This is a genomic window from Paraburkholderia sp. BR13444, assembly GCF_040948755.1.
Taxonomy (GTDB): Bacteria; Pseudomonadota; Gammaproteobacteria; order Burkholderiales; family Burkholderiaceae; genus Paraburkholderia; species Paraburkholderia youngii.
The window spans coordinates 383,684-403,124 of sequence record NZ_JBFPKM010000003.1; the positions used below are offsets into that span (position 1 = coordinate 383,684).

Here is a 19,441-nt window from a genome sequence, read left to right on the forward strand (position 1 = left end):
GTCACTGGCGGACTCACGCTACGGCGCAATCCCACGGCGGCCGAGATCGCCGCTTCGGTGCAAGCGGCGACACGATGACGACATTTTCTATGAGCGGGAGAAACTGACAATGGATCTGCAGCTTGGAGGCAAGCGCGCACTGGTCACCGGCAGCAACTCTGGAATTGGCGAAGGCATCGCAAAAGTCCTGGCTCGCGAGGGCGCCGTCGTGGTCGTGCAGGGCCGCAATGAAGGACGTTGCCGGAACGTGGCAGAAGCAATCACGACTGCCGGAGGCAAGGTTTCTTATGTCGTGGGTGACTTATCCGATGAGGCGGCTTGCAACGGCGTCGCGGATCAGATCATCGAGCGGCTCGGCGGAGTTGACATCCTGGTGAACAACGCCGGCGGCCGTGCCAGCTCGCATCGTATGGACGGCAAAGGTGGTGCGATGAATCCAGCCTGGCTCGAGACGGCTTGGACCGATTGGCTCTGGACCTTCGAGCAGAATGTCGGCGCGGCCGTCAGGCTTATCCAGAAGCTCGTTCCAGGAATGAAGGAGCGCGGCTTCGGGCGCATCATCAATATCGGAAGCGCGGCCGCCACACAAGTGGAGCCGGATCTTGCCGAATATCAGGCCATCAAGGCGGCGATGGTCAACATGAGCGCATCGCTTGCCAAGACACTCGCCGCGACGGGGATCACGGTCAACACCGTGACGCCCGGCATCATCATGTCGCCTGCGGTCAAAAGTACATTTACCGATCTCGCACTGAAGCAGGGTTGGGATGTCGATGACTGGGCAGAGGTGGAGCGCCGCTTTACTTCCCAGATCTTCGTCAATTCGGCCGGCAAGTTCGGCGAGCCGGAGGATATTGGCCGCATGATCGCCCTGCTGGCCAGTCCCCTATCCGGTTACATGACCGGGGCCAACTATCGTGTCGATGGCGGCCAAGTCAGATCGATAAACTGAGTTTCAAGGCTGGATGAGCGAACGCCGCGAAAGGCGTACACCACCTGCCCGGGCGCCGGCCCTTGCGCGCAGCGAAGTGGCGATCATGGTCGAGGAGTGGACCAGGGCCATCCCGGAGGTCCGCCTCGATCCGGCGAAGAAGGCCGTCGCCAGCAGCGGACTAGTCAACGGTATGCTTGAACTGCATTTGGTGTGGCCTGTTTGACCATCCAGCGAGACAGAAAACGCTCGGGACATCTCGCCTGACTGCCCGCTGGACCATCGCTTGCGGTTTTTTTACGTGCGCCCGGTCACCGGAATCAACGCCCCGGTTACCCCCGACGCGGCACCCGACGCGAGAAAGAGAATCACGCTGGCGATTTCTTCAGCGCGCACCCAACGGGAAAAGTCGGCGTCCGGCATATCCTTGCGGTTTTGCGGCGTATCGATGATGCCTGGCAAGATAGCGTTGACGGTAACGGAGCTGCCCTTGAGTTCCTCGGCCAGCGCCTCGGTCAAACGCATCACCCCCGACTTCGAAGCCGTATACGCTCCCATGCCCGCGCCCGCCTTCAGTGCAGCGCCGGCTCCGATATTGATGATGCGTCCGCCTTCCGCACTGTTGGCAATATAGTCGAGCGCGGCTTTCGACGCGGTCGCTGCCGTGCGCACGTTCATTTGGTACATCAGATCCCACGTGTCCAGACTGCCGTCCGCCAACGTCTCCCAGCGAAAGCCCCCCGCTATGTTGACAAGCGCATCGAGCTTGCCAAGCTGCTCGACGAGATCCGAGATCGCCGAGCGCGCCGAATCGAGATCAGTTAGCTCGACGCCGCCTCGCCACCACGAAGCGTGCAATTGCTCCGCGCTCGAGTTCTCTGGCGCAGGCGCCTTGTCGATCAGCGCAACCTCCCAGCCATTCTCAGCAAACACGCGACCAACCGTGCGCCCAAGCGCGCCGAATCCACCCGTTACCGCCACTACCCGTTGCATGTCAGATCTCCCTGGCCGCGCCCGCCGCCCACATCGCTAAAGCCGGACGCAGTAAAAAGCTCAACGTCCCTTGAACACCGGCTCGCGTTTCTCGCGAAACGCGTTGACCGCCTCTTGATGGTCTTCCGTCAGGTTCGACAACGCCTCGTATGCAATCGACGCGTCGAGAATGGAATGCGCAAGCTGCTTCAGGCCGATGTTGATCGACGCCTTGGTCCACTGGATCGCGCGTGAAGCGCCGTTGGCGAGACGCCTCGCCATGGCGTCGACAACGGCATCCAGTTCGTCGGCCGACACCGCATGATTGATGAGACCCAGTCGTGCTGCCTCTTCCGCGGTGACGAGGTCGCCCGTCAACAGGTATTCCTTGGCCTTCGCATAGCCCACCAGCTGCGGCCAGATCACCGCGCCGCCATCGCCCGCCACGAAGCCGACTTTCACGTGCGGATCACCGATCTTCGCGTGATTGGCCGCGTAGCTCAGATCCGAGAATAGCGCGATCGTCGCGCCGAGGCCAATTGCATGACCGTTGATCTTTGCGATGACCGGCTTCGGACAATCGAGCATCGAGAAGACAATTTTCTTCGCGCGCTGCATGCCTTCGAGAAACAGCGTCGGGTTGTCGATGACCTGCTGCATGTGCTCGATATCGCCACCCGCGCTAAAAGCGCGCCCCGCGCCCGTCAACACGACGACCCGGGTTTCATCATCCTCGGCGACATCGAGAAAAAGCCGCGACATCTCGATGTCCATCTGCTCGTCGAACGCGTTCAACGTTTCAGGGCGGTTGAGCGTGACGGTCAGGATGCCGCCATCGCGTTCGAGCAACAACGCCTTATAGTCCGAAATATTCATGGCTAACCTATTCACAATGAAGAAATCCGGCGGGACGGCAGGACAGTCTGCCGCCGTCGACGAACGCTGCATTCGCGCTGCGGCGCGAATGCATGACGTCGACCAGCGCACACCCGGCGCCCAGCGCAAAAGCGGTCACACGTGCAGCGGAATGAACCTGCGACCGTTGTCGTACATGATCTTGCGCGTGTCTTCTTCGGACAGCGCATTGCATGCTTCCGACGCAAAGTCCTTCGGTTCCGGCACCCCTTCCGCGTGCGGATAGTCGGAGCCCATCAACAGGAAGTCCGACGAATCCGTTTGAGCGATGATCTGGGCGATGTTGTCCTCCGGATACGCGACCACGAAGACGTTTTCCTTGAAGATCTGACTCGGGCGTTTCTTCAACTGACCGCACGGCCAGTAACCATTCTTCGCCATCCCGCGGCACTTGTCCATTTTGACGAGCATCGACGGCACCCATTCCGCGCCGTTTTCCGCGCTGCACAGCTTGACGCGCGGGAAACGCTCGAAGAAGTTATAGAAGATGAACGACGACAGCGTCTCGATCACGGGACGCTCGCCGTAGCCGTGCATCCAGACGAAGGCGGTCTGACGCTGGCGCGACTGCTGCACCGGCTCGCCCCACACCGCCATGTGATCCTTCATGTAGATCGCTTCTGACACATGGAACGTCACGCGCACGCCAGCCTCGTTCAGGATCGACCAGAACGGATCGAAGTACGGGTCCGCCGGCGCACGGCCATTGAACGGCCCCATCGGCATCAGGACCACGCGCACGCCGTTCGCCACGAGCCACTTGGCCTCGGCGACAGCGGCATCGAGATCGTCGAGCGTGACGACCGGCGTTGTGTAGATGCGATCCTTGTAGTTGAAACCCCAGTCTTCGAGCATCCAGCGGTTGTACGCATGCAGAACCGCGTTGGCCGCGACCGGCTCGTTGAGATACGAAATACACGCGACCATTTCGCCGATGTACATCGTGCAGGCCTCGACGCCGAATTGGTCCATCTTCTGCAAACGCGCGTCGCGGTTGAACATGTCCGGGGTCGGGGGCACCCGCATATCGACGTTATCCTTGCCTTCCTTCATCGCGCGCAACCATTCATGCAGCTTGCCCGGCGGCGGCACGTGCCCCTCGGCCGAGGTGTAGCCCTCGCTGATTTCCACCTTGCGGTCACCGACATACATGCAGCGATTGCCGTCTGCCGTCACGCGGCTGGTAAACGACCAGTCCTTCTTGAACTGCTCGGGCAAGTAACGGCTGAATGCGTCCTCGACTTCGTAGAAGTGCGTGTCCGCGTCGTAGATCTTCCCTTGATACGCTTGCATGTTCTATCTCCTGATCGTGGGGAGCGCTGCTGAACGAGCGCCCTTGAGAGAAGTATCGGGTCAAGCCATCGACCGAAAAACTCTCATATCGAACTCAAAAGCGTCGATATCGATTTGATATCGGGCAGCGCCCTCACCATCCTTGTCGCCTGCGTCGATCGCTCGTACAAAAACATCAATGCGAACAGTGTTCGTATATAAGTATAATCGAAACGATACATGCAACCGGAGACGTTCATGCAAGCAGAAGTACTCTCCCCGCAGGCACACCGAGCGCAACGCGTAGCGCGACCACCACGTGGGTTCCCGATCGCGATCCTGCTTGCCGCGGTAGCGGCTTCGTCTGGCATCACCGTCATCTATACGGTACTGGTCACGCTCTACAAGGCCTTTCCTGCGTCGAACTCAGTGAGCTGGACCGTGACCGCATACTGGCTCGGCTCGGCCGTCTTTGCAGCGGTGAGTGGGCGACTCGGTGACCTGTTGGGCTACCGCAGAATCCTGCTGGTGGTGATGTCTGTCGCTGCGGTCGGCGCAGTCGTCGCGGCGTGCGCGACCGACGTCGGCATACTCGTCGCGGGTTGTGCGATGCAATCGATCGCGGCAGGCATCACGCCGCTCTCAATCGGGTTGGTTCGTGAGAACCTGCCACCCGCCAGGGTGCCTGCCGCGGTCGGATTGATCAGTGCCGCGGGAATGGTATCGGCGGGGCTGATTTACATCTGCGCGGGCGTCGTCGTGGATCACTATTCGTGGCAGGGCGGCTTCTGGTTCAAAGTCGCGCTGTGCGTCGTCGCCGTCGCAGCCGTACGCACGTGGGCACCGCCGTCTCCGCCGAATCCCGGCGTCCGGATCGACTACATTCGAGGCCTTGCGTTCGCTCCAGCACTGTGTGCCATCCTGTTCGCAGTGCAGGAAATCCGCGCGTGGGGACTCGGCGATGTGCGGCTATGGGCATTGATCGTTGGCGGGATGATCGTGCTCGGACTCTGGGCACGCCATCAACTCGGAGCCCGTCATCCGCTCCTCAACGTACGTCTGCTGAAAATGCGCGAAGTCGTATTGGCGAATGCATGCATGGCATTCCTCGCGGCTGGCGCCATGCAGTTGGGACAGGTTTTCTCGCTGCTCGCCCAGCAACCTGCCGGCACGCACGCCGGATTCGGGCTGAGCGCAACGACGGCTGGACTGCTGATGTTTAGCATCAACATCGTCGCGCTGGTCGCAAGCCCGTGGAGCGGTCGTGTTGCGGCCCGCTACAAGGCCCGCCCCGCTGCCATGATCGGCATGCTCATACTGGCCCTGGCCTGGGCCTCACTGATCGTGCTTCATCGCAGCCTGCTGCTCTTCGTGCCAGGTGCGGTGCTGTGCTCGTTCGGCCTCGCCTTTACGAGCACTGCGCTGTACAACCAGATCGTGGAAACGACGCCTGCACATCAGACAGGCGAGGCAACGGGCATGCTCTACGTGTTCTTCTCGTGTTTCTTCGCGGTAGGCGCCCAGGCGGTCTTTTCACTACTGCGCAGCGCGACGGCCGGACACAGCGGTGCATCGTTTCCCGCCGATAGCGGCTATGTTTCGGTATTCGTCTACATTGCCTGCAGTTCGATTGCCGGACTGCTGATCGCTTCCATGCTGCCGAAGCGTCGTACCAACTGATTGTCGTTTCGATCGATGCGTTGGGCTTAGGTGCAACGCATCTCAAACTGCGCCACGCCCGCTGCGCGGTGAAGCACGCGCTTCACCGCGCAGCCGACCGCCCGGCTAGTCACTCCTCTTCTGCTTGCCCCAACGCGGACGCCCGCTGAGCGACTCTGATCATGTTCTCTTCGAGTCGATGACGTTCGCGGTCGAAGCGCTCGAGCGGCGCACCAATCGCCATCGCCGCGATCACATTGCCATTCGGCCCGAAGATCGGCGACGACACACCGGCGGAATCCGGCAGCAGTTCGCCGCGACTCACCGACAGGCCGCTTTGGAGAATATGATCGAGTTCGTCACGCAGCGCCTTCTTCGTTGCGATCGTTTGCGGCGTGCGGCGCTCGAACTTGACCGACTTCATGTAATCGGTAACGAAAGCGTCCGGTGCGTGGGCCAGCAGTACGCGTCCCGCAGCCGTGCAATAGAGCGGGCGACGCAGACCGATGTGCATTGAATAGCGCACCGATTGCTCGCTTTCGATCACGTCGACATAGGTGATCTCTTTGTGCTCGGCGTCAAGGACACCGATATACACGGTTTCATTGGTGCTCTTCGAGAGATCCACCAGGAACGGGCGCAGCATCTTCGAGAAGTTCCACGCGGCCATCACACCCGCGGACAACCGGAAGATCGACGGCCCTAAACGATAGCGGCCTGCGTCGTGCATCAAGAACCCTTCCGCCACTAGAGGCCTCAGCAGATTGAGCAGGCTGCTCTTGGGTGACTCGAGGGCGACGTTCAGTTCTGCCAGCGACATACCGTCCGGAGACTTCGCCAGAACATCGAAAATTCCGAGGAGTCGGGTCAGCGAGCGCGGCCCGCTGACGTCCCGGTCCGCCGGCGCCGAGGTCTCTTTCAACATGATTTTCCCCATGAATTGACTGTATCGATTATACGGGAACTATTCACATAGTTTTACAACGATCGCAATGTGGCACACTTTTGCGCCATCCGAATTCGGGAATACGCCAGGGCGCCCCCGCTCTCTTGTTACGATATATTTGAACGACGTTCATAAAATTGGAATGACGGGCATCACTTTCCGGAACATCCTCGAGGTGCGCTTGCACGCCGAACAACACCATTCACCATCACTTTCGGACTCACACATGCACACGAAAAAACTGGCAGAAAAGGTCGCCATCGTGACCGGAGGTGGGCAAGGCCTCGGACTCGGTATTGCCCGCGCACTTGCCGCCGAAGGAGCGAGCCTGGTCCTGACTGGCCGTACGGAGGCCAAACTCACGCAGGCTGCCGAGGAATTGACCGCCCATGGCTCACGAGTGCTCGTGGTGCCCGGTGATACGCGCAATCGCGCCGACGCCGTTCGGACAGTCGAGCTTGCCGTCGAGCGGTTCGGACGTGTAGACGCGCTTATCAACAATGCACAAAGCAGCAGCCCGGGTGTACCAGTTGAGTCTGTTACCGACGATGACTGGAGTAATACGCTCGAGTCGGGCCTATACGGTACGCTGTATTTCATGCAAGCCGTATTGCCGCAGATGAAGTCGCGAGGCCGCGGCGCCATCATCAACTTCGGTTCGCGCACCGGCATCGAAGGTCTCAAGGGGTTCGGCGCGTACGCCGCAACCAAGGAGGGCATTCGTGGTCTCTCGCGCGTCGCGGCGCGCGAATGGGGCGCCTATGGCATTACCGTCAATGTCATTTGCCCGGCAGCGCTAACGCCTGCTGCAGAAGCCTACCTCGAGGCCAATCCCCAGGAACGCACTCGCTATCTCTCTGAAATTGCAGTTGGGCGCTTCGGCGATCCTCAGCGCGATATTGGACGAACAGTTGCATTTCTGTGCAGTGACGACGCTAATTTCATAACAGGGCAGACTATCAGTGTGGACGGCGGGCAGTCAATGCTTTAGTGCGTCTTTTTGAACGTAGTACAATATATGAAACGAACAGTTGCATTTCGATAGATTAAGAAATGATCTAACTAAAAAGATCGTTGCATTATCGCGAACTTCGATCCGAGAAATGATTTTGCGCCCGGCACCTAACACCAAAATCGAAGAGTGATCAGGGACGACTTCTCCTCTCACACACTTCGCGAGAGCGTGTGGAGTTTGGCCTTGGCTGCGGGACACCGAGCCAAGGCGTTTTTTTCATCGCTCTGGTTTAGGATGTGTTCGTCCACGCAGGAGCGTTTGCACGTGCAGACTCCAAGGCTCACCGTCGCCCGCAAAAACAATCAACGGCTTGTGGGAAAACGTCGAGTTGGATGCGCATCGCGAGAGAGCGACGCGCGAGAAGACCACTGAGCCGGCCCTCCAGGGCAACGCAGGGCCGGCTGCCCCGCGTCGCGCTAGAAGTTGGAGGCCGATCGCGGAGAGTGCGGTTTCGAACCGTCTGTTAAGAAGGTTCTTAAAACCATTCCGACGTGAAGAACGGCAAGTGCACGTCCATCCAGTCGAATTCGCTGCGGCAGTTGCCCCAAGCCCACGGCGGTGACTTCCCGCCTCGTCCGGCAGCGTCCGAACCTTGATGCGGTCGCGAGATGTCCCGGCCCTCCCTGCCCGAGTCGATTTTTCCTACTGCTGACTGGTCTGTACTTGCGATGTGACTGTTGCCTGTCCCGGTCGTCATGACTCGCCCCCTAGCTGCAATTTTTTACCATGTCTTCGATTACCTTCTTCGCGTCGCCGAACACCATCATCGTCTTGTCCTTGTAGAAGAGCTCGTTGTCGAGGCCCGCATAACCGGCGGCCATCGAGCGCTTGTTCACGATGATCGTGCGCGCCTTGTACGCCTCGATGATCGGCATGCCCGCGATCGGCGACTTCGGATCGTTCTTCGCGGCCGGATTCACCACGTCGTTCGCGCCGAGCACCAGCACTACGTCGGTCTGGCCGAATTCATTGTTGATGTCCTCCATTTCGAACACGAGGTCGTAGGGCACCTCGGCTTCGGCGAGCAGCACGTTCATGTGACCGGGCATGCGGCCCGCCACGGGGTGAATCGCATAGCGCACGTCCACGCCCTTTTCGACGAGCTTGTCGGTCAGCTCCTTCAGCGCATGCTGCGCGCGCGCCACGGCCAGCCCGTAGCCCGGTACGATCACGACACTCTCGGCGTTGCCCAGCATGAACGCCGCATCATCGGCGGAGCCCGCTTTTACCGGACGCTGCTCCTGCGCGCCAGCCGCTGCCGCTGAGCCAGCCTCGCCGCCGAAGCCGCCAAGCAGCACGCTGAAGAACGAGCGGTTCATCGCGTGGCACATGATGTACGACAGAATCGCGCCGGAAGAGCCCACGAGCGAACCCGCGATGATCAGCATCGCGTTGTTCAGCGAGAAGCCGATACCCGCCGCCGCCCAACCCGAGTACGAGTTCAGCATCGACACGACCACCGGCATGTCCGCACCACCGATCGGAATGATGATCAGCACGCCGAGCACGAACGCGATGATCGTCATGATGATGAACGGCAGCCACGACTGCGTGAGGAAGAACAGCACGCCGAAGCCGAGCATCGCGAGCGCGAGCATCAGGTTGATCAGATGCTGGCCGCCGTAGACGACCGGCGCACCCTGAAACAGCCGGAACTTGTACTTGCCCGACAGCTTGCCGAACGCGATCACCGAGCCGCTAAAAGTGATCGCCCCCACGAAAGTGCCGATGAAAAGCTCGATACGGTTGCCGTATGGCAGGAAGCCCGGATACGGCGCATCTTCTGCAACGAGCCCGAACGCGGCGGGATCGGAAACTACCGCGTACGCAATGCAAACAGCAGCAAGACCGATCAGCGAGTGCATCGCCGCGACCAGTTCGGGCATCTTCGTCATCTCGACGCGCGCGGCGACATACGCGCCAAGACCGCCGCCCACCACGAGCGCCGTGAAAAGCAACGCAAGCCCGAGCCCGAGATTCGAGCCGAACTGCGCGGACTCCTTCACGATAAGCGCAAGGGTGGTGAGAATGGCGATCGCCATGCCGATCATGCCGAAGGTATTGCCAGCGCGCGCGCTCCTCGGATTCGACAGCCCCTTGAGCGCCTGGATGAAGCAGACCGACGCCACCAGGTAAAGCAGCGTAACGAGGTTCATGCTCATTTACGCACCCTCCTTGCCGGTGAGCTTCTTCGGCTCTTTCTTGCGGAACATCTCCAGCATGCGCCGCGTGACGAGGAATCCGCCGAACACGTTGACGGCCGCGAGCAGCACGGCGAACGCGCCGAAGAACTTGCCCGCCCCGCCCACGGTCAGTCCCGTTGCGAGCATCGCGCCGACGATGACGATCGCCGAAATCGCATTGGTCACGGCCATCAGCGGCGTATGCAGAGCAGGCGTGACGTTCCAGACCACGTGATAGCCGACGTAGACGGCTAGCACGAAGATGATCAGATTGATGACCGTATGATTGATGACTTCCATTCCTGTTCTCCTTCTCGTCATGCCTTGCGCGTGACCTGGCCGTCACGGGCCAGCAGCGTAGCCGCGACGATGTCGTCCGCGAGATCGATGTTGAGGATGCCCTCCTTCGTGACGATCAGCTTCAGGAAGTCGAGCAGATTGCGCGCGTAGAGCGCGGAGGCATCGGCGGCGACCATCGAAGCGAGGTTCGTGTAGCCGCAGATCTGCACGCCATGGTGCGTCACGACCTTGTCGGCCTCGGTGAGAGGGCAATTGCCGCCGCGCCGTCCCGTGGCCTGCTCGGCGACCGGACCGCGTCCCGCGGCGAGGTCGATCACGACCGAGCCCGGCTTCATTGCCTGCACGGTTTCCGATGGCAACAGCGTTGGCGCGTCGCGGCCCGGAATCAGCGCGGTCGAGATGACTATGTCGGCCTGCTTCGCGCGCTCATGCACCAGCGCCGACTGGCGCGCGAGCCACGAAGGTGGCATGGGGCGAGCGTAGCCGCCCACTCCTTGGGCCGCCTCGCGTTCCTCATCGGTTTCGAACGGTACGTCGAGAAATTTTCCGCCGAGAGACTCGATCTGCTCCTTGACCGCCGGGCGCACATCGGAAGCTTCGATCACCGCGCCAAGGCGCCGCGCCGTGGCAATGGCCTGCAGACCCGCCACGCCCGCACCAAGAATCAGCACGCGCGCCGCCTTCACGGTGCCGGCGGCGGTCATCAGCATCGGCATGAAGCGCGGATAAAGGTTCGCAGCCAGGAGCACCGCCTTGTACCCGGCGATATTGGCCTGCGAGGACAGCACATCGAGGCTCTGTGCGCGCGTCGTGCGCGGTGCGGCTTCGAGCGCGAACGCGGTGACGCCAGCCGCGGCGAGTGTGGTTGCATTGTCGACGTTGAAGGGATCGAGCATGCCGACGAGCACCGAACCCCGCTTCATGAACGGCAATTCGCTCTGCGTTGGCGACTGAACCTTGAGCACGAGGTCCGCGCCGAAGGCGGCAGCCGCGTCGGCTACCCGCGCGCCCACGGCGATGTACGCCTCGTCAGGATAGCTCGCGCCAATGCCCGCCCCGGTCTGGATCGTCACCGTGTGCCCCTGGGCGACGTATTTCCTGACTGTTTCGGGTGTCGCGGCCACACGGCTTTCGTTCGCCCGCGTTTCCGCGGGGATTCCAATGTGCATCAAAGTACTCCTGGTTGCATATGCGTGGTATGAACGTACCCACGAGGCCTGCTGCGGGAGGCAGCAACCATTCGATCTTCGGGCGCAATGCACCCCTCAAGGAACTGGTGGGTAATCCATAAAAAAAGCGCACCCTCGAAGAATGCGCTTCACAGGCTTTTCCGCGCTCTATAGAACTTTCTTTTCGCGCAGAGCATCGATATCGGGCTGCGACATACCGAGCACGTCACGCAGCACGTCGTCCGTATGTTGGCCGAGCGTCGGCGGCGCGCCGTACGAATCGATAGGCGTGCCCGACATCTTGACCGGATTCGCCACCATACGAACTGGCTGATCTGTGAGCGGGTGCGCGACTTCCACGCACATCGCGCGTGCCTGCACATGCGGATCTGCGAACACCTGTTCCAGATTGTTGATCGGTCCAGCCGGCACTCCGGCGGCGTCGAGTGCCGCGAGCAGTTCATCGCTCTGCCATTCGACGATCAGCGGCTCGAACACTTCGCCCAGTGCACGACGATTCTTCACGCGCAGAGCGATCTCGCTGAATCGCGGATCAGTAGCAAGCTCGGGATGCCCGAGAACATTGCACATTCGCGTGTACTGCTCGTTGTTGCCGGCAACGATCATGATGTCGCGATCGGCGCAACGAAACATGCGGGACGGCATGCCACCATTGCCCTCGGTACCGCGCCGGATCGGAATCTGGCCGGAAACGAGGTACTGGCTTGCATAGTGCGACGTGGCAGCGATCATCGCATCCAGCAATGCCAGGTCGATGTACTGCCCCTCGCCAGTACCGCCTTGCGCCGCGTCGCGATGATAAAGGGCCGCGATGATCGCCGAAGCGGCATACTGACCACAGAGGATGTCGGCAAGACTGGGCCCGGTTTTCATAGGGCCGCCGCCGGGCACGTCGTCACCGTTTCCGGTCACGCTCATCAAGCCACCCATCGCCTGGAAAATCGAGTCATAGCCCGGCCGTGGGCTATACGGTCCGGTCTGGCCGAACCCGGTTATCGAACAGTAGATCAGGCGCGGATTGACCAGCTTGAGGCTCTCGTAGTCGAGCCCGTAACGCTTGAGGTCGCCCACCTTATAGTTCTCGAGCAACACGTCGCATTGCGCAGCCAGCGAGCGGATCAGCGCCTGGCCTTCAGGCGTAGAGATATCGCAGGTGATCGACTTCTTGCCGCGGTTCGCGCTGATAAAAAACGTCGACTCGCGCGTGACCTTGCCGTCCCGATCCATCAGGAACGGTGGGCCGAATTGCCGCGAATCGTCGCCCTTTCCCGGACGCTCGACCTTGATGACTTCGGCGCCGAGATCCGCCAGCATTTGAGCCCCCCACGGCCCCGCGAGAATACGGCTCAGGTCGAGTACGCGAACACCCGCCAACGCGCCTTTTGTCATAACAAACTGTCCCCTTGAATTCGCACCGGCTGCGCCGGAAGCCATGCATCAGCGGCCGACGAATTTCGCCGCACGTTTTTCGATGAAGGACTGAACTCCTTCCTTGGCATCTTCAGTGTTGTAGAGAAACTGCTGGGTCGACTGAATGGTCGCGTAAGCATCCTGCCAGCCTTGTCCCAGTGAAACCCGCGCGTTCTGCATCGTGGCCTGCACGGCTAGCGGTGCCTGCGCCGCAATTCGCTCTGCGATCGCGAGCGCCCGGTCGAACTCCTGCCCCGCGGGCACGACATCCTGCACGAAGTTCATGTGCCGCGCCTCTTGCGCGGTGAATTCGTCGCCAGTAAGTAGTACCTTCATCGCGTTGCCCCAGCCGGCACGCTGGACCATGCGGAACGTCGCACCACAACCTGCCATGATCCCCCGCTTGACTTCAAGCTGGGAGAAACGGCAGTTATCGGCCGCCACAGCCACTTCCGAAGCGAGCATCAATTCGACCGCAACCGTGAAACAGATTCCCTTGAGCGCAATGACGACCGGCTTGGTGCGCAGCGGCGCGCGCAAGTTGAACGGATCTACCTCGCCTTCAGGAAGCAGGGATTTCCCTTCCCGGCGCAATGGCGCGATCTTCGGCATGTCGAGCCCTGCCGTAAAGTGATCCCCTTCGGCGTAGACCAGCCCGCAAAAAATATCGCTGCTCTGTTCGAGCTGCGTGTAAGCCATGGCCAGTTCGCGGAACATCTTCGGGGTAAATCCGTTGCGCTTTTCCGGCCGGTCGATGCCCATCAAAAGCAGGTTCCCGCGCTGCTCAACGCGAATCTGTCCGTCCTCGTGACGAGTAGTCATGCAGTGTCTCCTCGCGGTGTTTCCCGTTAGTGAATCTGCCCTCGCGCTCAATTGACAAAGCCGGGCCTCACATTCAGAATCATAAACGTCGTTCAAATAATTGGCAACGTGCGGTACGCTTTGACGTAACCCGAAGGGCGCGCCGCGGCCCACGAACCACGCGCGAGCAGCGTTCCCCCTCATTCCCTCAAGGAAGAACCATGGCCTACGAGACGATCATCGTCGAAACGCACGGAAAAGCCGGCTTGCTCAGGCTGAACCGTCCGCAAGCCTACAACGCGCTGAACAACCAGCTGATGGACGAGCTGACGGCAGCACTCGACGACTTTGAAGCCGATCCCGCCATCGGCTCGATCGTGCTGACCGGCAGCGAAAAGGCGTTCGCCGCCGGAGCCGACATCAAGATGATGAACGAATGGACGTACATGGACGTCTACAAGAATCAGTTCATCACATCGAACTGGGAACGCACCTCGCGTTGCCGCAAGCCGGTCATCGCGGCGGTCGCGGGTCTTGCGTTGGGCGGAGGCTGCGAACTGGCCATGATGTGCGACTTCATTCTCGCCGCCGACAATGCCCGTTTCGCCCTGCCCGAAATCACGCTGGCGACCATTCCCGGCGCTGGCGGCACCCAACGCCTCACGCGCGTGCTCGGCAAATCGAAGGCGATGGAGATGATCCTCACCGGCCGCAAGATGGACGCCGTCGAGGCCGAACGATGCGGCCTCGTAAGCCGCATCCTGCCGGTCGGCACGCTCGTCGAAGAAGCACTGAAAACGGCCGATGAAATCGCGCGATATTCGCAACCCGTCGTGGCGATGGCGAAGGAGTGTGTGAACCGCGCCTACGAATCCAGCCTCGCTGAAGGCATCCTGTTCGAGCGGCGCATGGCCTATTCGACCTTCGCCACCGCAGATCGAAAGGAAGGCATGGCAGCCTTCGCCGAAAAGCGCAAACCCCAGTTTCGCGATTGTTGAATCGCCAGGAACGCCACGCGCATCGTGGCAAACCGAGCACGCCAGGTCAGCGCGTCAGGCGCATTGCTCTGGCACCCACACTCCCTATCCAGATTACAGGCCCGCGATGAAACCGTATGTCAACCGCATTACTGAATTACTCGGCATTCAATATCCCATCATTCAGGGCGGCATGCGCTGGGTGGCGCGAGCCGAACTGGCGGCGGCCGTGGGGAACGCGGGAGGGCTCGGGTTCCTCTCCGCGCACACCCATGCAAGCGCCGATGCACTCGCGCGCGAAATCGACAAGGTGCGTTCGCTCACGGACAAGCCCTTTGGCGTCAACCTGACCGTTCTCGGCGCGAATGCCGGTCTCGACTATGACGGGTATGTTCGCACGATCGTGTCCCAAGGCGTCCAGGTCGTTGAAACGGCTGGCAGCAATCCCGCGAAATACATTGCCGAGTTCAAGGCACATGGCGTTAAGGTCGTGCATAAGTGCGTCACGGTTCGCCACGCGGTGAAGGCCGAATCGCTCGGCGCAGACGTCGTCAGCATCAACGGGTTCGAATGCGCGGGGCACCCTGGCGAAGACGATATCCCCGGACTGATCCTGATTCCCGCCGCAGCCGAAAAGCTCAAGGTGCCGATTCTCGCGTCCGGGGGCTTCGCCGATGGGCGCGGCCTGATGGCGGCTCTCGCGCTCGGCGCGGATGGCATCAACATGGGTACGCGTTTCATGCTCACGCAAGAATCGCCGGTCCACCCAGCGATCAAGCAACGTCTGCTGGAAGCGACCGAGCGCGATACCGTCCTGTTGGGCCGCTCGATCGGGGACCCGAGCCGCGTGGTCAAGAATAGCGTGAGCCTCGCCGCGCTCGAACTTGAGCGCAGCAAAAACGTGACGCACTCGGACCTGTCCGCACTGACCGGAGCACAGCGCTGGATGGATGCCTTCGCTACGGGAGAAGTCGAAGGCGGCGCTTTCCCCGCCGGTATCGTCACAGGCCTCATTCACGATTTGCCGACCTGCGCGGAATTGATCGCCCGCATCGTCAAGGAAGCCGCCGCGATTGCCCAACGCCAGCTCGGCTTCAGCGCTGCTCTGGCATGAAACTGACGGGCCTTCGCGTCGTGGACCTGTCGCAGTTCATGCCGGGTCCGTTCCTCGCTGCGAACCTTGCCGATCACGGGGCGCAAGTCATCAAGGTCGAACCGGTCACCGGCGACCCGACTCGCGGCGCACCCGGCACGGACGGCGCTTTCTTCGCGGCTATCAACCGCGGCAAGCGCAGCATCGGCCTCGACCTGAAGCATCCGGACGGACGCGAGGTCGCGCTAAAGCTGCTGAACGAGGCCGACGTCGTCATTGAATCGTCGAGGCCGGGCGTCGCTGCTCGCCTTGGCATCGACTATGACACGGTGAGCCGCACCAACCCGAAGGTCGTTTATTGCGCGATTACCGCATTCGGCCAGACCGGCCCGCTCTGTCAATTGCCCGCACACGATCCGGTAGTTCAATCGCTTGCAGGTACGCTGCCGCGCGATGAGCGGGGAATGCCGATTGCCACGGGACCGTCGCTCGCCGCGCTGGCCGGTTCGCTGACGGCATTGTCCGCTGTGTTGATGGCGCTGCTGCGCGCCCGGGAAACCGGGCGCGGCGACTACATCGACGTGTCGCTGTTCGATGCGGCGCTCACGGCACAGCCGTACCTGAGCGGCCGTTTGCTCAACATGCCGGCGGGGCAATCCTCGGAAGCGACCGAGGGCGATAGCGGACTCGCGATGCTCAGCACCTACGAGACCGCCGATTCCAAATGGCTCTGCCTCGGCGGCCGGGAATACAGTTTTGCCAGCAACCTTCTTACGCCGCTCGGCCGTCCCGACCTGGTCGCCGACGCGACCGGGCCGGCCGGTGAAGGCCAGCTACGCGTTCGAGCATTCCTGACGCAAACATTCATCACGCGCACGCTCGATGAATGGCTCGATTGGTTCAAAGGCCGGAACGTCAGCGTCGCGCCGGTGCTCTCGACCGCGGAGGCGCTAAACCATCCACATGCTCATGAGCGAAGAATGGTCCAGACCGATCCGTCCGGACGCGCCCACGTAGCGAGCCCGATTCATTTCCGCATGGAGCCCGCGTCGCCACCGCTCGCGGTTCCGGGACTGGGCGAGCATGCGGAGCTCGTCCTGCACAGCATCGGCTACAGCGAAGACCGGATTGCGGAACTCGTTGCCTCGGGCGCCGTGCGGGGGCAGCACAACGAAGCGCATGACTTTGCGCAAGCCGCCAATTGACGCGAACAACATCATGCCCATACTGCTAGAGGCGGACGCCATCGACTTTGCGTCCATCATCCGTCGCGGCGACACTGTCACATGGGGCCAATCGAACGCGGAGCCTCTTGTGCTCACCCGCAAGCTGCTCGAGCAACGGCATGCTGTCGGCGCGTTCCGGGTTTTTCTCGGTGCCAGCAACTACGACACGTGCCGCCCCGAGCACGCCGACTGCATCGATTTCGTGTCGTACTGCGGCAGCGGCTCCAACCGCGCACTGGCCAAGGCTGGCGCGCTCGACATTCTTCCGTGCCACTATTCGCAGTTCCCGGAGATGATGGACTCGGGTCAGCTTGCGATCGACGTGCTGCTGCTGCAGTTGGCGCCTCCCGATTCGCAAGGCCGCTATAGCCTGTCGGTCGCGCATGAGTATCTGATCCCTGCGCTCGAGCGCGCGCGCGTCATCGTTGCGGAAGTCAACGAGCAGGCACCCTGGACTTACGGCGAACGGTATCTTCGCGACGACGAGATCGACTTCATTCTCCCGACGTCACGCGCTCTGCCCGAGAGTTCGCCAAGCGCGGCCAGCGCGACGGATCAGGCGATCGCACAACACACGGCCGCTTTGATCGAAGACGGCGCCACGATTCAACTCGGCCTCGGCGCGATTCCCGAAGCGATCCTCGCTTGCCTCGGCGATCGGCGCGACCTCGGCATTCATTCCGGCACGATTGGGGATAGAGTCGCCGATCTGATGGAAATCGGTGTGATCAACAATGCGCGCAAGACCATCGACGCGGGCAAGACCATTGCAGGCGTGATGATGGGCGGCCGTCGCATTCACGAATTCGCGCATCGTAACGACGCCATCGAGTTCCGTTCGACCCGCTACACGCACGACGCGAACGTGCTCGCCAGCATCGAGCGCTTCGTCGCCATCAACTCGGCTGTGGAAGTCGATCTGAGCGGCCAGATCAACGCCGAAGTTGCCGGTGGCGTGTATGTGGGCGCGGTGGGCGGAGCACTGGATTTTCTGCGCGGCGCGCGGCGCTCGCGTGGCGGCGTTCCAGTCATCGCATTGCCGTCTACCGCGGGCAAGGGCGCCAGCCGCATCGTCGCGTCGTTGAATGGACCGGTCAGCACGCCACGCAGCGACGCCGCCATCGTGGTGACCGAATACGGCGTAGCCGATCTGCGCGGCCTGACGCTGCGGCAACGGCGCGAACGCATGCTGGCGATCGCCCATCCGGATCATCGCGGCGCGCTCGATCAGATGACGAGCGCCCTGCCCTCTCATCGCGCCGGAAGCGCGGCGCTCGTCGCCTGATCGCAAGCGCAGCCGCATCCGCAACCTCAAACTTTGCAAGGAAACATCCCATGAAACGCGCGGCAATTGTCTCCCCTGTACGAACGCCCGTGGGCACCTTTGGCGGTAGCCTGCGCGGCGTTAGCGTCGAAGAGCTCGGTGCACTCGTCGCGAACGAAACGATCCGGCGTGCAGGGCTCGACCCCGCTCGCATCGACGATGTCGTCTTCGCACAATCGTATGCGAACAGCGAAACGCCATGCGTAGGCCGCTGGATCGCGCTGCAGGCTGGCCTGCCCGTCGACGTGCCCGGCATGCAGCTGGACCGCCGCTGCGGCGGCGGCCTGCAGGCGCTCGCCACCGCCGCGATGATGGTGCAGACCGGCGCCGCGGACGTCGTGCTGGCTGGCGGCGTGGAAAGCATGAGCAACATCGAGTACTACAGCACGGACATGCGCTGGGGCGCGCGCTCGGGCTCCGTGCAGTTTCACGACCGGCTCGCGCGCGGCCGCGAGCGCTCGCAGCCGGAATCACGTTTCGGCTATATCTCCGGCATGATCGAGACCGCAGAAAATCTCGCCATCGACTATGGCATCAGCCGCGAGGCCGCCGACGAGTTCGCGCTGCGCAGCCACCAGCGCGCCGCGGCCGCGTGGGAGTCGGGCCATATGGCCGAAGAGGTCGTTCCGGTCAGCGTTCCGCAGAAAAAAGGCGAGCCGCTGCTGTTTTCCAAAGACGAGGGATTCCGTGCGGACGCCAGTATGGAGAGCCTCGGCAAGCTTCGCGCGTTGATGCCGGGCGGAACGGTCACCGCAGGCAACTCCAGCCAGCAGAACGATGCGGCCGCCGCTTGCCTCGTCGTCGCGGAAGACCGCCTCGAAGAGCTCGGACTCGAACCCATGGCCTGGCTGACCGGATGGGCTGCGGCGGGCTGCGAGCCGTCACGAATGGGCATCGGCCCTGTGCCCGCAGTGCAGAAGCTGATGATGCGCACCGGTCTTACGCTCGATCAGATGGATCTCGTTGAAGTGAACGAAGCGTTCGCATGCCAGGTACTGGCTGTCCTCAAAGGCTGGAACTGGCATGACATCGACCGGCTCAACGTGAACGGCTCGGGCATATCGCTCGGACACCCGATCGGCGCAACGGGCGTGCGGATCATGACCACGCTGTTGCACGAACTGACGCGCCGAAAGGGACACTATGCGCTCGAGACCATGTGCATCGGCGGCGGCCAAGGTATTGCCGCCGTGTTCGAGCGCGCCTGACCCGGGGCTATGACGCGCA

18 protein-coding genes are annotated in these 19,441 nt (G+C 61.7%); 9 read left to right on the plus strand and 9 right to left on the minus strand.

Annotation, left to right across the window (positions count from 1 at the left end; genetic code table 11):
* Positions 1-109: 109 nt before the first annotated feature.
* Entirely contained in the window at positions 110-952 is an 843-nt protein-coding gene (locus AB3X95_RS10745) for an SDR family NAD(P)-dependent oxidoreductase (protein WP_368621301.1), read from the plus strand.
* Between the two features lie 13 nt (positions 953-965).
* The gene (locus tag AB3X95_RS10750; protein ID WP_176122669.1) at positions 966-1,157 is read left to right on the plus strand and encodes a hypothetical protein; all 192 of its coding nucleotides are present in this window, start codon (positions 966-968) and stop codon (positions 1,155-1,157) included.
* 71 nt (positions 1,158-1,228) lie between these two features.
* Here the strand turns inward: AB3X95_RS10750 and AB3X95_RS10755 are convergent, their stop codons facing one another.
* The 3 genes from AB3X95_RS10755 to AB3X95_RS10765 all read right to left on the minus strand — a co-directional run bounded on the left by AB3X95_RS10755 (position 1,229) and on the right by AB3X95_RS10765 (position 4,111).
* On the minus strand, positions 1,229-1,924 hold the full coding sequence (locus tag AB3X95_RS10755) for an SDR family NAD(P)-dependent oxidoreductase (protein ID WP_176122670.1): 696 nt from the start codon (positions 1,922-1,924) through the stop codon (positions 1,229-1,231).
* 60 nt (positions 1,925-1,984) lie between these two features.
* Positions 1,985-2,779, minus strand: a complete 795-nt coding sequence (locus AB3X95_RS10760; protein ID WP_368621302.1) for an enoyl-CoA hydratase/isomerase family protein — start codon at positions 2,777-2,779, stop codon at positions 1,985-1,987.
* 135 nt (positions 2,780-2,914) lie between these two features.
* Positions 2,915-4,111 carry an amidohydrolase family protein gene (locus AB3X95_RS10765; protein ID WP_176122672.1) on the minus strand — a complete coding sequence of 399 codons (1,197 nt, stop codon included), beginning with the start codon at positions 4,109-4,111 and terminating at the stop codon, positions 2,915-2,917.
* A 237-nt stretch (positions 4,112-4,348) separates the two neighbouring features.
* Here AB3X95_RS10765 and AB3X95_RS10770 point away from each other — a divergent pair, with 237 nt between their 5' ends.
* Positions 4,349-5,770 (plus strand): MFS transporter, encoded by a 1,422-nt coding sequence (locus AB3X95_RS10770; RefSeq protein WP_368621303.1) that lies wholly within the window; start codon positions 4,349-4,351, stop codon positions 5,768-5,770.
* Positions 5,771-5,879: 109 nt separating this feature from the next.
* Here the strand turns inward: AB3X95_RS10770 and AB3X95_RS10775 are convergent, their stop codons facing one another.
* Entirely contained in the window at positions 5,880-6,674 is a 795-nt protein-coding gene (locus AB3X95_RS10775; RefSeq protein WP_176111329.1) for an IclR family transcriptional regulator, read from the minus strand.
* A 163-nt stretch (positions 6,675-6,837) separates the two neighbouring features.
* Between AB3X95_RS10775 and AB3X95_RS10780 the strand changes: the two genes are divergently transcribed.
* Positions 6,838-7,686, plus strand: a complete 849-nt coding sequence (locus AB3X95_RS10780) for an SDR family NAD(P)-dependent oxidoreductase (RefSeq protein ID WP_254905901.1) — start codon at positions 6,838-6,840, stop codon at positions 7,684-7,686.
* Positions 7,687-8,417: 731 nt separating this feature from the next.
* On the opposite strand, the gene AB3X95_RS10785 is transcribed toward AB3X95_RS10780, so the two are convergent.
* The 5 genes from AB3X95_RS10785 to AB3X95_RS10805 all read right to left on the minus strand — a co-directional run bounded on the left by AB3X95_RS10785 (position 8,418) and on the right by AB3X95_RS10805 (position 13,615).
* Positions 8,418-9,872: an NAD(P)(+) transhydrogenase (Re/Si-specific) subunit beta gene (locus AB3X95_RS10785; RefSeq protein ID WP_368621304.1), complete on the minus strand. Its 1,455-nt coding sequence runs from the start codon at positions 9,870-9,872 to the stop codon at positions 8,418-8,420.
* Positions 9,873-10,193 (minus strand): NAD(P) transhydrogenase subunit alpha, encoded by a 321-nt coding sequence (locus tag AB3X95_RS10790; RefSeq protein WP_368621305.1) that lies wholly within the window; start codon positions 10,191-10,193, stop codon positions 9,873-9,875.
* Positions 10,194-10,210: 17 nt separating this feature from the next.
* The gene (locus AB3X95_RS10795; protein WP_184227986.1) at positions 10,211-11,362 is read right to left on the minus strand and encodes a Re/Si-specific NAD(P)(+) transhydrogenase subunit alpha; all 1,152 of its coding nucleotides are present in this window, start codon (positions 11,360-11,362) and stop codon (positions 10,211-10,213) included.
* Between the two features lie 168 nt (positions 11,363-11,530).
* Complete coding sequence (locus tag AB3X95_RS10800; protein WP_176122675.1) at positions 11,531-12,772, minus strand: CaiB/BaiF CoA-transferase family protein; 1,242 nt, start codon at positions 12,770-12,772, stop codon at positions 11,531-11,533.
* 48 nt (positions 12,773-12,820) lie between these two features.
* Positions 12,821-13,615: a crotonase/enoyl-CoA hydratase family protein gene (locus AB3X95_RS10805; RefSeq protein WP_184227985.1), complete on the minus strand. Its 795-nt coding sequence runs from the start codon at positions 13,613-13,615 to the stop codon at positions 12,821-12,823.
* A gap of 200 nt (positions 13,616-13,815) precedes the next feature.
* Here AB3X95_RS10805 and AB3X95_RS10810 point away from each other — a divergent pair, with 200 nt between their 5' ends.
* The 5 genes from AB3X95_RS10810 (at position 13,816) to AB3X95_RS10830 (ending at position 19,422) form a co-directional block, all read left to right on the plus strand.
* On the plus strand, positions 13,816-14,592 hold the full coding sequence (locus AB3X95_RS10810; RefSeq protein ID WP_176365545.1) for an enoyl-CoA hydratase: 777 nt from the start codon (positions 13,816-13,818) through the stop codon (positions 14,590-14,592).
* Between the two features lie 106 nt (positions 14,593-14,698).
* Entirely contained in the window at positions 14,699-15,685 is a 987-nt protein-coding gene (locus AB3X95_RS10815) for a nitronate monooxygenase family protein (RefSeq protein ID WP_176122677.1), read from the plus strand.
* Positions 15,682-16,869 carry a CaiB/BaiF CoA-transferase family protein gene (locus AB3X95_RS10820; protein ID WP_184227984.1) on the plus strand — a complete coding sequence of 396 codons (1,188 nt, stop codon included), beginning with the start codon at positions 15,682-15,684 and terminating at the stop codon, positions 16,867-16,869. Before AB3X95_RS10815 ends, AB3X95_RS10820 begins: the two co-directional genes overlap by 4 nt.
* Before the next feature lie 13 nt (positions 16,870-16,882).
* The gene (locus AB3X95_RS10825) at positions 16,883-18,175 is read left to right on the plus strand and encodes an acetyl-CoA hydrolase/transferase family protein (protein WP_368621306.1); all 1,293 of its coding nucleotides are present in this window, start codon (positions 16,883-16,885) and stop codon (positions 18,173-18,175) included.
* A gap of 50 nt (positions 18,176-18,225) precedes the next feature.
* A complete protein-coding gene (locus tag AB3X95_RS10830; RefSeq protein ID WP_368621307.1) occupies positions 18,226-19,422 on the plus strand; it encodes an acetyl-CoA C-acetyltransferase in 1,197 nt (398 codons plus the stop codon).
* The last annotated feature ends 19 nt before the right edge of the window (positions 19,423-19,441 follow it).

Coding starts and splice junctions, on each gene's coding strand:
- AB3X95_RS10825 (WP_368621306.1), top strand. CDS start 16,883: ATGCCCATACTGCTAGAGGCGGACGCCATCGACTTTGCGTCCATCATC.
- AB3X95_RS10765 (WP_176122672.1), bottom strand. CDS start 4,111: ATGCAAGCGTATCAAGGGAAGATCTACGACGCGGACACGCACTTCTAC.
- AB3X95_RS10810 (WP_176365545.1), top strand. CDS start 13,816: ATGGCCTACGAGACGATCATCGTCGAAACGCACGGAAAAGCCGGCTTG.
- AB3X95_RS10775 (WP_176111329.1), bottom strand. CDS start 6,674: ATGTTGAAAGAGACCTCGGCGCCGGCGGACCGGGACGTCAGCGGGCCG.
- AB3X95_RS10770 (WP_368621303.1), top strand. CDS start 4,349: ATGCAAGCAGAAGTACTCTCCCCGCAGGCACACCGAGCGCAACGCGTA.
- AB3X95_RS10805 (WP_184227985.1), bottom strand. CDS start 13,615: ATGACTACTCGTCACGAGGACGGACAGATTCGCGTTGAGCAGCGCGGG.
- AB3X95_RS10780 (WP_254905901.1), top strand. CDS start 6,838: ATGACGGGCATCACTTTCCGGAACATCCTCGAGGTGCGCTTGCACGCC.
- AB3X95_RS10830 (WP_368621307.1), top strand. CDS start 18,226: ATGAAACGCGCGGCAATTGTCTCCCCTGTACGAACGCCCGTGGGCACC.
- AB3X95_RS10820 (WP_184227984.1), top strand. CDS start 15,682: ATGAAACTGACGGGCCTTCGCGTCGTGGACCTGTCGCAGTTCATGCCG.
- AB3X95_RS10755 (WP_176122670.1), bottom strand. CDS start 1,924: ATGCAACGGGTAGTGGCGGTAACGGGTGGATTCGGCGCGCTTGGGCGC.
- AB3X95_RS10785 (WP_368621304.1), bottom strand. CDS start 9,872: ATGAGCATGAACCTCGTTACGCTGCTTTACCTGGTGGCGTCGGTCTGC.
- AB3X95_RS10760 (WP_368621302.1), bottom strand. CDS start 2,779: ATGAATATTTCGGACTATAAGGCGTTGTTGCTCGAACGCGATGGCGGC.
- AB3X95_RS10800 (WP_176122675.1), bottom strand. CDS start 12,772: ATGACAAAAGGCGCGTTGGCGGGTGTTCGCGTACTCGACCTGAGCCGT.
- AB3X95_RS10750 (WP_176122669.1), top strand. CDS start 966: ATGAGCGAACGCCGCGAAAGGCGTACACCACCTGCCCGGGCGCCGGCC.
- AB3X95_RS10790 (WP_368621305.1), bottom strand. CDS start 10,193: ATGGAAGTCATCAATCATACGGTCATCAATCTGATCATCTTCGTGCTA.
- AB3X95_RS10795 (WP_184227986.1), bottom strand. CDS start 11,362: ATGCACATTGGAATCCCCGCGGAAACGCGGGCGAACGAAAGCCGTGTG.
- AB3X95_RS10815 (WP_176122677.1), top strand. CDS start 14,699: ATGAAACCGTATGTCAACCGCATTACTGAATTACTCGGCATTCAATAT.
- AB3X95_RS10745 (WP_368621301.1), top strand. CDS start 110: ATGGATCTGCAGCTTGGAGGCAAGCGCGCACTGGTCACCGGCAGCAAC.